The organism is Candidatus Nitrosopumilus sp. (genome assembly GCF_965223225.1).
In the GTDB taxonomy this organism is placed as follows: Archaea; Thermoproteota; Nitrososphaeria; order Nitrososphaerales; family Nitrosopumilaceae; genus Nitrosopumilus.
Window position 1 is genome coordinate 865,443 of record NZ_CBDCVU010000004.1, and the last position, 15,784, is coordinate 881,226.

Below are 15,784 nucleotides of genomic sequence, written 5' to 3' on the forward strand. Positions count from 1 at the left end.
AATCCGGAAAAATATCTTTTTCTTGCCGGAAAGATGACTACCAATACCGGATAAATCAAGAAACTTGCCGAATTGATGGAAAATTAACCGGAAAGACAGTTCACGTCACCGGAAAGATAATCATTCTGCCGAATTGATGCCGAATTGATAAAATCTCTAACCGAATTGATAATTTTACTCTCCGAAAAGATATCGAAAAGATAAACTGGTATACCGAAATGATAGTTCATTTCATCGAATTGATAACGAAAAGAAACTGGAAAATCTCATTTCATGAGCAAAATCATAGAACTGCTTATGAACGTGTCATCTAGAGTGTTCAGTATGAGCATTTTTGCCATTGTGGTTTTACTGTTTGCTTTTAGCTTGTCTTTGCTTCTGTTTGAAAATGATAGTGCACATGGCCTTTCCTGTGCACCTGCTGACATGGCAAGTTCATTTGAGAATGCAGATGTCGTGTTTTCTGGCAAGGCAGTCTCAAAGGAGTATTTGCCTTCAGATGATCATACTCTAGTATCTGTAACGTTGTTTTCAGTCATAGATCCATTCAAGGGAGTTTATCAAGACACCGTAAAGATTTCGTCAGATGAAAGGCTTTGGGGAGCAAACTTTACAGAAGGATCAGAGTATGTGGTTTTTGCACACCAAGAGAGAGACGGTACTTGGCATCAGTTATGCACACCAACCAGTCTTGTCAAACATGCAGATATTGATTTGATAAGAAAAGTATCTGTAGATTATGTTTTGCCACCCCTCAAACAGTCCAATCTGCAAATTTCGCCAGATAAGATTCAATGCAAGGGTTTACTTGAATTGGTTGCAAGGTATGATGGAATTCCCGCATGTGTGAAACCTGAAACCGTTCAAAAACTACAAGAGCGTGGATGGGTTATGATCATGCAGACTCAAATTGAGCCCATGATTTTTCAGGGAAAACCGCTTGACTATTGGAAAAAACTAGACTTTGAAACATTAAGAGAATACAATCGCCAGACTACAGATGACAAGTTCTATTATGATTTAGGAGAAGTGATTGCCAGGGAGTTTTTTGAAAACAAGCTTGCCAAAGAAGGCATAATGCCAAACACAGATGATTCCCTAAAACTATACACGGGAATCACATTAACGCCAGATCCGCCGATCATAGGATACAACACTGTAGTCAACGCAACAGACGGCTTCACACACATCCTGCACACATCTGTTCAGGGAAACAAGGCAGGAGAATACTTTAGCATGGAAAGGCTGGTCTTTGAGCCTCACATTCTCAGGGCAATTGCAGAAGGAAATTCAGAACCGTCATTTGTAAACAAGTTTGGAGCAACACCTACAATCTACATTGTCACTGAAAACGGAGAAGACTTGCTGTATCCACACCAGGCAATAATCGACTTTGAGCAGACTGACTCTGTCATGTTTGTCAACGACAGCGACAAGCCGGTAAGGGTTCAGGAGGTAGGCGAGAACAAGATCTCAGATATTCCAGAAGATTCATGGCATACTGGTACCATCATGCCAGGAGACAGCATCACCGTGCATTTTAACTCCACTGGATATTACGAGTTTTCTGTCAAAAAGACGGAGGGCTCCCGTGACGGATATCTGGACCACCATGAGTTTGGCGAGATTGTGGTGTTTACAGAAGGAATGACTGGTCACGCCTTTGAGGATTCTCTTCTGATGGGAAGGGTGTTTGTGACTGATGTTCCAAGAGTGGAGATGCCGTGGGAGTCAATTGGTGCAGGAAACTCCCAGGGGCTAAGAATCGGAATCGTAGAATCAGTAAAGCAGGCAATCCCTAATGCAGAAGAGTACTATCTTGCAAAGGCAAAATCCCTGATTCCTTTTGAGGTAAACGTGATCATAGAATGAAGACCAGATTCATAATCATAATTGCAATAACTGCCATTTTGTCTGTTTGTGTTTTGCTCTTGGAAATTTTAGATAATTTTTTTTATGATCTGATTCATGATATGAGAAAAGACAGTGCAATCAAGAATTATCAAATGATAGAGACTACTTGCAATGACGATGGAAAACCTGATGGGGAATGCTTCACTAATGCGTTTAATGAATGCAAATATGCAACAATGAAACATATGAGTTCTACTGTTGAGGGAGATCCTGTTTTTTATTATGCCACTATTTTGCCTGATGACTCTTGCCAGATTCAATTTAAGAAGGATATTAGTCAGGACAGATGGAAAGGGATTGCAACTAAAGGGCTAATTCAAAAAACTTGCACGGATGTGTTGCTGGAGAAAAATAAAATACGATTTCAATGTCATGGTGAAGACCATGCAATTTACATGCGTTGAGATAAAAATGAAAACTAGATACAAAATAGCCATAATAGTTGCCCTCATTCCAGTTGTGGTCATTGGGGGTCAGGTTGTGCTTCTTGTTGGCTCCATTCAGGTTGGAGGGTTTTTAGTGGGTCTTGTGTCAAACGAAGATTTTGATGAGGAAATGAGGCAGCTAGACGAAGCAAAATTGTTTCATGAAAAATATGGCATTTCCACAGTAGGGCATTCCTCTGACATTATTGCGTGGAAGGAGATCCACTACGGCACAAAGAGTTCAGATGGTAATCAAGCTGCAGAACTTTTTATAAAAAAGAACATGTTACACGGAAATATCAAGTTGCAGTTCTCATGCATCTACGATATTAGATCTCACCAAGAGTATCATTCAAACTATGAACTATACCGAAATGGAAATCTGACAGAGTATGGATTTGATGACTCTGAATTTGCACTCTATCTTGTTGATCAAGAGAAGATCCTAGATCATCTAAAGAACAAACATTGCTTTAGCGGAGAACGTGATTAGAAAATGAAAGCTAGGCTTTTGATAATAGTTGGAATGATAATTCTGGGAATCGTAGTAGCATCAACTATGGGAATCCGGGAATACCAATCAGCATACAACCAAGACTGTATCTCCAAGGATGGAAAAATGGTTGGATTTCTAAGGTGTGTTAAAACACATGAGGACTTTGGTTTGCCAAATCCCTTTACAGTTGATCTGGAATTTGGAGAGACATTTCATCATGAAGGACTTGAGATAAGGTTCTTTGAGATTGAAGATTCGCGCTGTCCTTTGGATGTCACTTGTGTATGGGAGGGCAATGTCACTGCAATGTTCAAAATAAGCAATCAGACTAGTGATATTAGCACCGGAGGCATGCCGATAGGATTTACAGTTGATTTTGTAAGCCCCTATGAAATCACATTGAAAGATATTGCACCCCACCCAGTCAGTACTGAAAAACCAGATTATGTCGCGACCCTTGAAATTAAAAAAACAGAACATCCGACAGACAAAAGAGAAGAACTTAGAAAAGTTGCATATTCTAACACTGACTGTGCCAAGCTCTGGAGAGGAGAACTATTTGAGATGTGGGATGATGTTAACCATGATTACAAAAACGATCCCATTTTCATAGAGTGCTTAAAGGCCCTGACATCCCAAAGGCATCTTGCAAATCTGGAGTTTGACAAATGGAGTGGAGCAGGAGACATTCACTATGACAGAGTAGACAGGGATAAAAAATACTGGGCAACTCTCAAGGATGTCAAACTGCGTGATGATGATGGTGAATCAATCAGCGTCACTTTTTCAGGCAACGGTTTTGAAACAAGATGGATGACCGCAGAAAAACAAGAGAAAACCTACAGTGTACCGGACTTTAGATATGTCACAACAGTTCACAAAGGACAGGAGTTTGTTGCCCTTTGCACCGATATGGTTGAGCGAAGAATTCATGTCCTAAAGTATGACGGAATCGTAGAAAAAGAGGGGGTAAGTTACTATTCGTTTTGGCACAAGTCAACCACCATTCCAATTGAAGGCTTGCCCAAGTGTGAATACCCCACCATAATCCATGACAGCCTGAGCATTGATTTTGACTTGGGAGACAAGCCGACTTCGCCTGTTTGGGACCATGATTGGGAATAGAAAATGAAGACCAGACTTCTGATAACAATATCAGTAATAATCGCATTTGCTCTAGTTTCATTTGCCATGCCAAACTTGTCCAAAGTTTATGGCAGTTGTGAAATGACTCAGAGTGACATAATACAGCCGTCCATAGGTTATCAGTGGACAAACGGACTTCTTTACATTGACAACGCTGATTGCACTTGGAAACTGTTTGGTACAATTCCAATAGCAGGTCTGCTGTCTGAAGAAACCAGTTTTCAGAGTTTTAGTATTGTTCAATATGCCTATGCCGGATGTGCTGCAACTATCATACCCCAACCATGCTTTGATTCCTATAGTGGAAGCACAGAACCGATGACTAAGGAATCAATCATGAAGAGTTTTGCCAGATATCTTGATGGAAATTATCCTGATTGGCAGATGAGTGATAGAAAATGGGATGATTTTGATAAAAAGTTAAACCTGCCTGCAATAATCTGCACGGAGTATGTTTTTGATGGCATGACTCATTATATGATGGCCAAATGGATTGATACGTTCAGAATTTCAAGCTTTGAGAATCACAGAAACGATTGGATGTGCAACATATGGCTTCCACCACTTGAGGATGGAGTAAAAATAAGATGGGACAAATCCAACTATCTTCCAAATGATATCGGTGTTGTTATGGCAACTGCAAACGAGATGAATCAGGATAATGCAAAACTGGATTCCTTTGTAATTCATGTTTGGTCAGATGTTGATCATACAGGACTTCAAACAACAGTAACTGAAACTGACGTTGACAGTGGGGTGTTTGAGGAAACTATATTCTTTACTCCAGAGGGCAAGTCAGATGGAACTGGACTTTTGGTAGAAGATGCAGTGTATGCAGAATACAAGTTCAGCATTGGTTCTGCAAGAATAATTAACGAATCTAGGGATGTTGTTTTAGAAGAATCCAATATAGATAATTTTCAAGACACTAAAAATCCAAATGAATGTTGGTATCAAGATGATGATGGCAACATGGTTCCATGCACAATAGATTCAGTAGGGCCCATTATGATTGTTGGAATGTTTCTGGTGGTATTTTGGCCATACGTTGTTTTTGGAATTGTACTCATAATCATCATTATCATATGGGGAAAGAAAAGAAAATGAAAAAAAGTCTGAGAAAATATTCCATATTGTTTCCTGTTGCAATTCTCGTCATCATGATGGTTTTTACAGTTGGAGAGTATTTTTCTGCAGATACGTCCATTTCCTCTGAAAAGATCTATGCCAGCAAAATACACATGGGATACAATACAGAAAAGACTGTCGATGGCTTTGTCAGAGTTTCAGACATGAGTCCCGGCAGCACATCTTTGTTTTACTATCCTGACTCACAAGACAGTCACAATCGTGATGTGTTTCAGGCATTTAACCTGATTCGTCTGCCTGAATATCTTGGTGGTGCAGCAAATGACGCTTCTGCATTTCGGGCATACAGTGCGCTTGACTTGGTGTCTCATTGCTACATAAAGTACTGGCCAGATGAAGGAAGAAATCACCGAATCGAGGATCCATGCAACAGTTCGGGTTATCGCGTGTATGATGGAGTGGCAATTCATCCTCATGAAAAAGTGATAAAGGGATCAAACACGGGGGCTTTGCCTCAGCTTGACTTGTCAATAGATGATGATGGATTTCTACTGGTAGAATCCCCCACATTTACGCGGGAAGAAAACGGCGTGATTGGTGTTGGACGAGACGTTTCAGACGAAGAAATTCTTGCAGGGTCTAAAATTTTGATGGATGCCTACTCTTCAAAACTTCCTGAATCCGTAATAGTTCCGCTGACTTTTGATGCTGGGTATTATCTGCATTTTGTGGATCCTGGAAATCATGACCGACCAATTTTTAAATATTATCATCCGACATCCAGACTGGACACAATATCATTACAGGTAATTCCAAACAGCTACTGCATTCGTGAATCCTGGACTCCTGACAGTCATGGATTTGCAAGGGAGTCATTTGGGATATATGATCAAATGATATTTTATGAGATACGTGATGACGATTATGATTATGTTTATTTTGATTTCTGCCTTGATGGCCACTGGTACAAGATAGAGTCTACTGTTTCATTTGATAAATTATCACAAATAGTAATTGATGAATTTGTTGGGAGAAATAACAATTAAAATGAAATTACATCATGGCGTGATTATTGCTGTTGTTTTCTTGCATATCTGCAAATAATTCTTTCTTCGCTTACAGCATACATTCGGCAACAACACCTATCGATTTTTGAAAAATGAAAAACTTCTTGCATAAGATAAATAATTTGTGCGATATGTCTATAACCACATGCCCTTCCCGCAGATGTATGGACTATTCCAAATACCTGCAATGCCCTGACTGCCAGGAATCAGGACTCTACTGTGTGAAACACCGAAGAGAGGTAGAGGCAAACCTGCGCAAGAGGGAGATAAGCAAGGTGTTGAAGATCAGGAATATCGGATCTCCGCAGTATGTCCACGCCATCAGGGGCCTGCTGGAGTCATACAGTGTATGGGATGCAAATTAAACAATCTGGAAAAAATCAGACTGTTCATTTTCGGTCTGAAAGCCAAACAAGACACAGATAATTTCTGTATCTTTATTTTATAGATAATTCTGATATCCAAATCAAATAGAAAGGAATAGATCTTTTCACAACCGGTGCCTCACAACCGTCTATTTTTCTCATCGTGCAAAGTGATGAGGAGAACTTATGAACTTCTGATATTCAACGGTGTATAATGATGATGAAATTTTTGGCAATTTTCTTAGTGTTGGTTGGTTTAGGATTAATCACATTTACGGCATATCCTGTATCTGCACAATCAGCAGACAGTGATGATGGCGTCTCCAAATCAGGAATTCTTGTTGCAACCACAAATACTTCCACGTTTAATATTCCATATTCCATAACAGTTGGGACGGTCAATGATGCAATTCCGGTTTGCGATTCTGCATCGATAATAGTCACGTTTGATTCAGATAAAACGGGGGAACTGACACTGGAGATTCCAAGAAACCTGCTGGATGCAAAACTCGATGGTGTAGATGATGAATTCTTTGTGATATTGGATGGAGAAGAGATACCTTATGAGGAGACAAGCAAAAATCACAGCAGGGAAATTATGATCTTGTTTGAATCTGGCCCCCATGAGCTTGAGATCATCGCATCATGGGATCTCTCCCTTGAAAGCAAGAGAGTTTCATGCCATGCAGTGCATGAACCTCCATACTCTTACATTTTGACACCACTAAAACAGTTCAATTCTGGTACACCATACCATGAGACAGTGTGCAAACCAGGACTGCAATTGACGCAGAAACATGACAAAAGCCCCGCATGTGTAAGCCCAGAGACCTACTTTGAACTGATAAAACGAGACTGGACAAGCAACATCATAAAAGCGGTCCAGTCAAGAGACCTTTCATCAGACATTGATACTGCACTGTCGTCATACATGAATAAGATAACACCGACACTTGATGACTTCAAGAATGTCCTGTCTGAACCATATGACATTGATGAGATATTCTCAAAGTTTGGAGAGCCGCATGACGACATTGGAAGCGGAATCCACATCTATGTGTATGATCTAAATGATGATACAGAGATTTGGATTGGATACGTTGATGACATCTGGTACATGCATCATGTAGACTCAAAAGGAAACTTAATTGAGGAGTTGTTTGCAAAACCGCCAGATTATGTCACCCCATTTCAGGAATTACAAGTAGACATAACAGGAGAACAACAGGTAAGGCGCGGAACAACACACGATATTGTGGTTGATGTGTTTCGTGATGCAAAACCGGTCTCAGATGCAACAGTGAGAATCACCATTGAAGACTACGGGGAGGATGTGATCAGAGACTTTAAGGGAAGAACTGATGATTCTGGAAGATTTGTGTTTTCTTGGGAGATTCCAAAAAGTTTTGATGATGTCAAGACACTTCTTGCATATGTTGATGTGACTGATGATGTGTCTGCAAAAACAGCGCTGTTCAAGTTCCAGGTCTATTGTATTCCAGGAGAAACTGGATGTAAGGCTGAGGGAAGATGAAGACCAGGGTTTTGACAATATTTGGACTGGGTAGCCTTATTATCATTGGGATATACTTTGCGTTGCCGCCCACGATGACTGTCATCTTGTGTGATGACAAAACGCTAAACCTGGATGACTGTGGCCCTTACCTGGAAGAAAAGTATTCCGACATGCCCGAAGTCAGGCATTTCAGGGAACTGTATCCTGATCCTCCAGGGCTGGGTTTTGCATCAGACAAATTCAAGGCAATCAGCGTGTCTGCCACATCATCGATGGAGGAAAAGAGACTTGCAGAACTGGAGATAAGTCTGGAAGACTATACAATCACATATCGTTGCTATGATCATAACCTATCTGATGAGAAAGCCGTTACAGTCGCAATTGCAAGCCCCACCATTGAGGATATGAATAACAACTATTGCCTGGAGAAAAGGAAATGAGCACTAGAGTTTTAATGATTATTTGTACAATTGGATTCTTGGGATTTTCTACATCTTCTCTAATTTTTGCAGAAGAGAATGAAAAAGGACTATTTCTTGATCCAATTGCATCTGTAGTTGATTCGAAGAGATTTGTGTATGTTGTTGATAGCTATAACAACAACACTGTCCAAAAGTTTGACAGTAACGGCAAGTTCCTATCCATATGGAAAACAAAGAATGTAGATAACAACACAATGTTTGACCGACCTGTCGGAATAGCAGTTGACTCTTCAGACAACGTCTATGTCGTATCAAGCACACATAATAAAATAAAAAAACTCTCAGATTCCGGATACATTGCCAGCTCTTTTGGCAAACACGGATACAAGGATGAAAACGGAGAAACCCTTGGAGGGGAGTTTTCAAGACCGTTACACATTGCAATAGACTCCAAAGACGCAATTCCAGGTTTTGAAGAATACTATCTTGCAAAAGCCAAGTCATTGATTCCGTTCGAGGTAAATGTAATCATAAAATGAATACTGGGCTTTTGATAATATTTGTAATTGGAGTGTTTGGATTTCTTGTTACGTCCAATCTTATGTTTGTACATTTACCATTTTAGCTCAAATATTAGTTATGTATGGGCTATGATGACAAAATTTAACTAATATTAACAATGCCTTTAATAAATTGACTAAAGATGAATCATAATCATGAGGATTCACACAATGATGTCATATTGCCATACAGACATGATGATCTTGCAAGAAGAAGACGAATGATTTTTGGTGTTTTAATGCTTGCAGGACTGGGGATGGCAATGTGGGGAATGGTTTACCTTCTTGGATTTTCAGATAACATTAATGGTGTAATTGTAGGAGTTATGATGGTACTTGCTTTGGGAGGAATTGTTCCAATTGCAATAGCCAAAACATACCTCAAGCCAAAATATTGCAGGATATGTAATGTGGTAATAGTATCTTATTCTGATTATTGCCAAAAATGTCTTCCAATAATTTTAACTGCGTTAGAAATGCATGACGGTCCGATAATCTGCAGAATGTGTTCTGAAGAGTCAGAAAATTATGGGTCGTTTGTGATTCATTTTAATAAAAAACATGATGGTGGGTGGATAACCAATGATCATGCCATGGGTTCTGATCACTTTCAGAAATATTTTCCAGAAAATGAGGCAATCAAAAAAATCGTCTAACCCCAAACGCTGTTACCTGTCTATGATAAAGTTTTACTCAAACCTAACGAGCCATCATGTAGTAAAAACAACATCATCCTGCATAACCAAACAGATGAAAATTTCCTTGCATGAATATTATTGCGGTAACTCCAGCCCAAACTGCAATTCTATAGATTCTAGATAGTTTCTTTTTTCTGGATATATAATCAAATCCAAATGCAAATATCAACATTCCAAAAAAGAAAAACCCAAAATTTGTTACAAAAAACTCTACAAACGGATGCTCTATCAAGAGAGTAGCTAAAAAAATATCGCCCAACAAATGTAAATTCTACCCACAGGGTTATCTCTCTTGTGGTTTCCATTATTTCATTATATTTTACTCAAATTGTCCAAACAATCAGAATCTAATTCAGACTATTGATCTACCAAACAGCAGTTTTTGTTTGTAGCATAGGATGTATGGTGTTATGTTCAAATTGCTTCATGATGCCCTCTTGACACTCAAATGTAATGTCCATTCTACGATACTGTATGTCTGGCAAATTTGCCACATGTGATGGAATAAAATATTCTGTATCTACGATTCCCTTTAGGTACGTATCCTCGCTTGTCTTCCATACCATGCAAAAGTTACCAAGTATGGAATTATCTGATGGAATCCATGTCTCAATTGTAGGATACACGGAGACCAGTTTTGGTATGCGGACATCTCCATCAATATCAAATGTTGCTTTCAATTTACTGTCACCTATTTTGGATACCTTGTAACAAGAGCTTATCTTGCCATGCTTGCCAAGATCTAGCGTTCTGTTTGCAGAATATTCCCCACCTGATTCTAAAAATGGATTTGATGCTTTATCTAAGATGATGGCCATTGCAGGCTGTCCGGTAAGTATGAATGCAGATAACACAGACAAGTCAAAGTTTTCTGGGATGTAGTCTCTGGTGGAGATTTTTGCAGAAATATCTCCTTCTCCTAAAACCCCATTTCCCATACCTGTGATCAAAAGAGAACTCCCATTAACATTGAGCTTAATATCAAACTCTAATGTAGTATATTTGTCCATTCTAACTATACTGTTACCTGGAGAAAGTATATCTAATTTGCTATGTTACAAAATTACATATGAGCAGAAAAAATGGACTGGAAAAAGCCAGTCCCTATGTGATTCTTGTATCTGATGTGGTTGGTTCCACAAAGGAAAAGGCAAAAAACGAACTCATTGGTGAGATGTATGTAAAGGATCACAATGACATCATACTCAAGCAAATTGACAAACTAGCATCAAGATTTCCAGATTTGTCCCAAGCTTTTGGAGGATTCAAGCGAAGCAGCAGCAATGTGGATTTCATACTAAAGGTTCTAGGAGATGGGGTACTGTTATGTGTTAAAGAAAAAGAATCCAAAAAACACAACTTGTTTGAGATATTGATTGACTTGGCAGAAAAAACACGTGCAGAGTTTGTATCCAAAAACATCAATGCCAGGATTGTTCTAAATTATGGGGATGTCCGTACCTACAGATACCAAAACCTAAACTTTAGAGACCCAATATCACTTACCATTGATGAGACATTTAAGATATCAAAGATGACCAGATATACTGACATATTGCTGTCTTCATCTTTTTATGATAAACTTCCACCAGACTTTAAAATCAAAAGAGAAAACGACATTGTAAATCCCACTGATTTTTACTTGGAAGGAGATCCGGACGAAACACCTCTGCCAAAACAGATGAAAAAAACAATACATCGATTATTATCGGGTACCGAAGATGAGAGTCCTTTGATGGATATGTGGGGACCAAAATATATTTACAGTAAAGAGAATCTTGTGGAAAAATACAAAAAAATCGTTAAACGATGGACAAACAACAAATCTGCAAAAAAATTATCCATACGAAGCTATTATACCCCAATATTTGGCGACGAGATAATTGACGTTGAAAAGTCATTTATCAACACAAAAAGCAATACGACTGAAAGAATAGTGGAAAAACTCGTTGACATTTACTTTTATCCAGACCAAAACTTTGTTGACTTTAGGAGATCCGTCTCTTCTATTGCAAAAAAGAACAACAAATTCTCATTAAGGTATACCTTAAAATCAAATCCAATCTACTTTACGATATTTCTGGAAGATGACAAACCCATAGAGGCAATCATAGTACTTGACAGTATAAACTCCAAACAAGACGATCTAAAGATTGGCTGGTACATACATCCAGAATATGTCTCAACGAGCTCTCAGAGTATACTACAAAAGATAAACGAGATGTTCATATCAGAATGGAACAACTCCAAACTGGATGCCTTAAAGTAATCCCAATAATGCCTGGATTATGGTTGCAGCAATCCCTGATAGAATCAGCACCCCTATTGCCTTGAGAGTTCCATAATCATTTACAATTTTTGTTGCCTTTACTATTGCAACAATCCCCCAAATCGCAAATACCAGCATCACTACAATCATAGCAACAAGCGGCAAACCAATTACTGTCAGAAAATATTCTTCTGTAAAATCAAAGCCATCACCTTGTGCCCTGGCATCCATTGCCACAAAAAATACAACAAATGCAACTGCAACTATTGATGCTATGACTGGGATGTATATTACATATGAATGACAAACTACACAGAATACTTTTTTCCAGTTTGCGGTTCCTCCAAGATGTTTTCCAATAAAGAACAAAACAAAGATGAAGATGACTTCAGAGGCAAGTGATGTTACAAGTGAACCTATTATCTCTCCTGGCGAGGATAGATCCCCTGACTCAAATGCCATTGAAATGCTTGTCTGAGGATCAGATGCAACCAGCAGATAAATTGGCACATAGATCATTCCCACTAAAAACATGGTAAACAGCAATATGCCAACAGATTGAGCAAAGTACTTCTCTTCATTGTCTCTTATTTGTACAAAGGCGGAATTTGTTGAGGAAAATACACGCAAAAATATCTTTGAATCAAAGGTCAATTTATGAAAGGATGAACATCTGAATCAATAATAAGATTGGTGTTGGAATTTTATGTTAAGAAGATGTATTCTTCTCTATTGTGTACTTCAACTGTTTTAATAATGCAGAAATAACAATATACACAAAAACCAATGGTGAAGAGAAATCATATCATAATAATTGCAGTCATTGCTTGTTTTTTATCCATATTCGTTATCAGAAAATCATTTATCGACGCGTTATGGGTTACAACATTTAGTGGAACTCTGGTTGCGTTTGGAGTAGTCATACTGCACGGGGCAATAACAAGCAAAGAAAAGAAGAGAAAACACATAGGTAAGATAGTCTTATCTGTGATCTTCTTTGCAGGTGCAGTATTTTCTGCAATTGGTGTATTTACAGGAATTATCCAATATGATCCAAATTCATCTGCTTGATTCTAGCTATTATGGAATTAATTTTTTAATCAGAATGCCCTTTCTTATCTTATGACTAATTTGATACTTCCACAGAGATTTTCTCTGTTCTATGATAAAAAAAGACTTGCAAAGAGTATGGCTACCATGATCATATTTTATGGTACTTTTGCTGTATTTGGGATTTTTCAGGGATTTACATGGAATAGCCCTACACCAATCATTATATTTTTTGGATTAGTGATGTCAGTGGCTTTGCTGATTTTATATGGACACAAAAAGTCATTCAGATGCAAGATGTGTAACAAACACATTCGGAAACGTTGGCATTCACTATATTGCACACACTGCAGAAATGTAGTCAAAAAAACATTTGAAGATTGGAATGGAAAAATAGCCTGTAATTTGTGTGGTTATGAATTTGACACTTATGCCTCATTTGAGAATCACTTTAAAAGCCACTCAGAAAAACCATATACTAGACACAATCCAGAGGATAATGCAATCAGGAAAATAACATAGGTCTTGAAAGATATGGGTGAGAATATTACAATCAGATTAACAAAAAACAACTTTCAAATGGTTGATCTAGATGATGACAAAATAATACAGATATCCATAGATCCTAAAGATTGGGACAAGTTAGATTTCATTCCAGAACAAATCATAAGACATCAAAAAATTGTTGAAAACCTTGAGAATTTTTTAAAACACCATAGTATTGCCGAACTAAATTGGGTATGCACAGACTGTCTTTTGGGATTATCTAATTCAGAAGATGTTGCCCTTCACAAGAAAAAAACAGGACATTCTCAAATATTAAATGTTAAAGGATTACCAGACCAGTATATATCAAAAGTAATCCACCCTTATTTTGAATTGCAAAAGTTGTTAGAAATCTAATACATAATCACTCGTCTTTTATCTGCAGGCGTAAACTAACTCAAAGAGACATTGTTAAACAACAACTTTCATCGAATATGTTCAAACTTTTGCCCATTTCGTATATTGATAATCTCTTATCTCTTTTTTAGATTTGAATTTAATACATATTTGATGCATAGTGTAAGATTCATTATGAGATCTCACGAATAGCATTATCATATGGACATTTTCGCACAAAACTGTATTGCGAGGACATTGCATCGGGTGATGAATAGCTTCCTCCGTGTAGTTTTTGAAAGTGTGTCAAGAAATTATCATAGTTGGAAGATCTTTGCTTGCATTTGTTACAAATAATGTTGCCCTTGTGGTTGTATAGAATCTGAGTAATTATTGGACCACATAATATGCAATATTTTGAGCGAAGCGCTGCTTTTTTACCGCATATTTTACAGTTTCTTTCCAAAAGTAACAGATAAAGTAAAGATACAGGAAGAAACCCGACCATGGCAGTGATTATCAATGCTGACTGGAGGCCTATTGGTTCGGGATAAGATGAGCCCGGATAAACATTGTACAAAAAGACAAATGAAAGAAAGATTATCGAAGATGCAATTCCAAAAACCTTGCGTTTTGCCAGACTTTTTGGATGTTGTCTGGTAGGAAGAGTTATTGTCATCGTAGATGCTCCTTTCTTTTGTTATAATACCCTGTTCTTTCCTTGTCTATGTGGTGGTCTTAGATATTAATTCGGTAGGATGAACTAACAATTCTGTTCACAGATTATCATTTCTTCAGATCATATTATCAATTCGGTATCAATTCGGAGAACTGATTTATCAATTCGGTTAGAGATTTTATCAAACCGATAACAGCATTTATCATTTCGGCACTGTTTTCTATCTTTCCGGTTAATTTCCCATCAATTCGGGAGATTCTTTGATTTATCTGGTATCGGCAATCATTATTCCGGTAAGAAAAAACCATTTTTCCAGATTGGTATTCTAGTTTACCGAATTGATATCCCAATAATTCAGAAATCTGCCGGAAAGATACAGAAAAGTCATTGATAATTCATTTGATATTATTGGACAAAACTTGACATTATTGTACATTTTTGGACATTATTTGACATTTGTCCAAATTTGTCCAAAAATCAATTGGACATTTCTTGACATTATTGGACGCTATTGGACAAAACTTGACATTATTTGACATTTGTAGAAAGAATAATTGTTTCCTGCAGAAACAAAAGGAAGAAATTATTTTTTCCTGAGGAAAAAACAAGATAGAATTATTCTTTCCAGAGAAAGAATCCTAGAGAGAAAATAACTTCCATAGAAAAAATCAGAAAGAAAAATAATTTCTCAAGAAAGAATTTAAGAAAAAAAAGAAACTATTTTATTTTCTTGCATGACATTTAGGTCATCTTATGTCCGATGCCATCACATGTTCCAACTGCGGCCTCAAATACGATCCTGACCAGCCTGACTGCACACATTGTCACTTTAACATAGTTGAGCGTAATGAAACTACTAACACGTCCAAAGACAAAATCAAAGAAGAGTTTGATCTTTGAGGAACCACAAAATTCTTACTTATATCCAATTCAAACATGATAAGCAAATGTAAAACCAGAAAAAGATCTAAATATTATTTGCAAAGATCAGTAAAACATGGCAGAAGCCAGCATCACAGCATTTGGAGTGGCCATCGGCATGGCAATTGCACTTGCAGTCACATGCTTTGTCATTCGTGGCAAGGGGCATCATGATGAAATTCCGTTTACTCTCCCTCCAGAAGACACAGCATCTGAATGAGTTTTCAATTTTCCTTTATATTGGAAGACCTCATACTCTTACCAGACATGGTAGATGACGTTCGT

20 protein-coding genes are annotated in these 15,784 nt (G+C 37.8%); 16 read left to right on the top strand and 4 right to left on the bottom strand.

Going from position 1 to position 15,784, the window contains the following annotated elements; all coding sequences use genetic code 11:
• Positions 1-273 precede the first annotated feature (273 nt).
• From ACOQN3_RS05740 to ACOQN3_RS05790, 11 genes are all read left to right on the top strand, one after another.
• A complete protein-coding gene (locus ACOQN3_RS05740) occupies positions 274-1,872 on the top strand; it encodes a hypothetical protein (RefSeq protein WP_420545527.1) in 1,599 nt (532 codons plus the stop codon).
• A complete protein-coding gene (locus tag ACOQN3_RS05745; RefSeq protein WP_420545528.1) occupies positions 1,869-2,318 on the top strand; it encodes a hypothetical protein in 450 nt (149 codons plus the stop codon). The genes ACOQN3_RS05740 and ACOQN3_RS05745 overlap by 4 nt, the downstream gene beginning before the upstream one ends.
• Complete coding sequence (locus ACOQN3_RS05750; protein WP_420545529.1) at positions 2,299-2,832, top strand: hypothetical protein; 534 nt, start codon at positions 2,299-2,301, stop codon at positions 2,830-2,832. Before ACOQN3_RS05745 ends, ACOQN3_RS05750 begins: the two co-directional genes overlap by 20 nt.
• Before the next feature lie 3 nt (positions 2,833-2,835).
• Positions 2,836-3,960: a hypothetical protein gene (locus ACOQN3_RS05755; protein WP_420545530.1), complete on the top strand. Its 1,125-nt coding sequence runs from the start codon at positions 2,836-2,838 to the stop codon at positions 3,958-3,960.
• 3 nt (positions 3,961-3,963) lie between these two features.
• Positions 3,964-5,088, top strand: a complete 1,125-nt coding sequence (locus ACOQN3_RS05760; protein WP_420545531.1) for a hypothetical protein — start codon at positions 3,964-3,966, stop codon at positions 5,086-5,088.
• A complete protein-coding gene (locus ACOQN3_RS05765) occupies positions 5,085-6,116 on the top strand; it encodes a hypothetical protein (RefSeq protein WP_420545532.1) in 1,032 nt (343 codons plus the stop codon). The genes ACOQN3_RS05760 and ACOQN3_RS05765 overlap by 4 nt, the downstream gene beginning before the upstream one ends.
• Before the next feature lie 185 nt (positions 6,117-6,301).
• Positions 6,302-6,502 carry a hypothetical protein gene (locus ACOQN3_RS05770; protein ID WP_420545533.1) on the top strand — a complete coding sequence of 67 codons (201 nt, stop codon included), beginning with the start codon at positions 6,302-6,304 and terminating at the stop codon, positions 6,500-6,502.
• A gap of 229 nt (positions 6,503-6,731) precedes the next feature.
• Positions 6,732-8,036, top strand: coding sequence for a hypothetical protein (locus ACOQN3_RS05775; RefSeq protein WP_420545534.1), 1,305 nt, complete (start codon positions 6,732-6,734; stop codon positions 8,034-8,036).
• Positions 8,033-8,458 (top strand): hypothetical protein, encoded by a 426-nt coding sequence (locus ACOQN3_RS05780; RefSeq protein WP_420545535.1) that lies wholly within the window; start codon positions 8,033-8,035, stop codon positions 8,456-8,458. The genes ACOQN3_RS05775 and ACOQN3_RS05780 overlap by 4 nt, the downstream gene beginning before the upstream one ends.
• Positions 8,455-8,979: an SBBP repeat-containing protein gene (locus ACOQN3_RS05785; RefSeq protein ID WP_420545536.1), complete on the top strand. Its 525-nt coding sequence runs from the start codon at positions 8,455-8,457 to the stop codon at positions 8,977-8,979. Before ACOQN3_RS05780 ends, ACOQN3_RS05785 begins: the two co-directional genes overlap by 4 nt.
• A 164-nt stretch (positions 8,980-9,143) precedes the next feature.
• Positions 9,144-9,656, top strand: coding sequence for a hypothetical protein (locus ACOQN3_RS05790; protein WP_420545537.1), 513 nt, complete (start codon positions 9,144-9,146; stop codon positions 9,654-9,656).
• Positions 9,657-9,729: 73 nt separating this feature from the next.
• Here the strand turns inward: ACOQN3_RS05790 and ACOQN3_RS05795 are convergent, their stop codons facing one another.
• Positions 9,730-9,957 carry a hypothetical protein gene (locus ACOQN3_RS05795; RefSeq protein ID WP_420545538.1) on the bottom strand — a complete coding sequence of 76 codons (228 nt, stop codon included), beginning with the start codon at positions 9,955-9,957 and terminating at the stop codon, positions 9,730-9,732.
• 106 nt (positions 9,958-10,063) lie between these two features.
• A complete protein-coding gene (locus ACOQN3_RS05800; protein ID WP_420545539.1) occupies positions 10,064-10,708 on the bottom strand; it encodes a hypothetical protein in 645 nt (214 codons plus the stop codon).
• A gap of 59 nt (positions 10,709-10,767) precedes the next feature.
• On the opposite strand from ACOQN3_RS05800, the gene ACOQN3_RS05805 reads away from it, so the two are divergent.
• The gene (locus ACOQN3_RS05805) at positions 10,768-11,967 is read left to right on the top strand and encodes a hypothetical protein (RefSeq protein ID WP_420545540.1); all 1,200 of its coding nucleotides are present in this window, start codon (positions 10,768-10,770) and stop codon (positions 11,965-11,967) included.
• On the opposite strand, the gene ACOQN3_RS05810 is transcribed toward ACOQN3_RS05805, so the two are convergent.
• Positions 11,959-12,621, bottom strand: coding sequence for a YIP1 family protein (locus tag ACOQN3_RS05810; RefSeq protein WP_420545541.1), 663 nt, complete (start codon positions 12,619-12,621; stop codon positions 11,959-11,961). The two genes, ACOQN3_RS05805 and ACOQN3_RS05810, sit on opposite strands and share 9 nt — an antisense overlap.
• Before the next feature lie 132 nt (positions 12,622-12,753).
• Here ACOQN3_RS05810 and ACOQN3_RS05815 point away from each other — a divergent pair, with 132 nt between their 5' ends.
• Positions 12,754-13,038, top strand: a complete 285-nt coding sequence (locus ACOQN3_RS05815; protein ID WP_420545542.1) for a hypothetical protein — start codon at positions 12,754-12,756, stop codon at positions 13,036-13,038.
• A gap of 513 nt (positions 13,039-13,551) precedes the next feature.
• Positions 13,552-13,920: a hypothetical protein gene (locus ACOQN3_RS05820; protein WP_420545543.1), complete on the top strand. Its 369-nt coding sequence runs from the start codon at positions 13,552-13,554 to the stop codon at positions 13,918-13,920.
• Between the two features lie 172 nt (positions 13,921-14,092).
• Here the strand turns inward: ACOQN3_RS05820 and ACOQN3_RS05825 are convergent, their stop codons facing one another.
• Positions 14,093-14,578 (bottom strand): hypothetical protein, encoded by a 486-nt coding sequence (locus ACOQN3_RS05825; protein ID WP_420545544.1) that lies wholly within the window; start codon positions 14,576-14,578, stop codon positions 14,093-14,095.
• Between the two features lie 753 nt (positions 14,579-15,331).
• Between ACOQN3_RS05825 and ACOQN3_RS05830 the strand changes: the two genes are divergently transcribed.
• Together ACOQN3_RS05830 and ACOQN3_RS05835 are read left to right on the top strand one after the other, a co-directional pair.
• On the top strand, positions 15,332-15,478 hold the full coding sequence (locus ACOQN3_RS05830; RefSeq protein WP_420545545.1) for a hypothetical protein: 147 nt from the start codon (positions 15,332-15,334) through the stop codon (positions 15,476-15,478).
• A 97-nt stretch (positions 15,479-15,575) separates the two neighbouring features.
• Positions 15,576-15,719, top strand: a complete 144-nt coding sequence (locus ACOQN3_RS05835; RefSeq protein ID WP_420545546.1) for a hypothetical protein — start codon at positions 15,576-15,578, stop codon at positions 15,717-15,719.
• Positions 15,720-15,784: the final 65 nt, after the last annotated feature.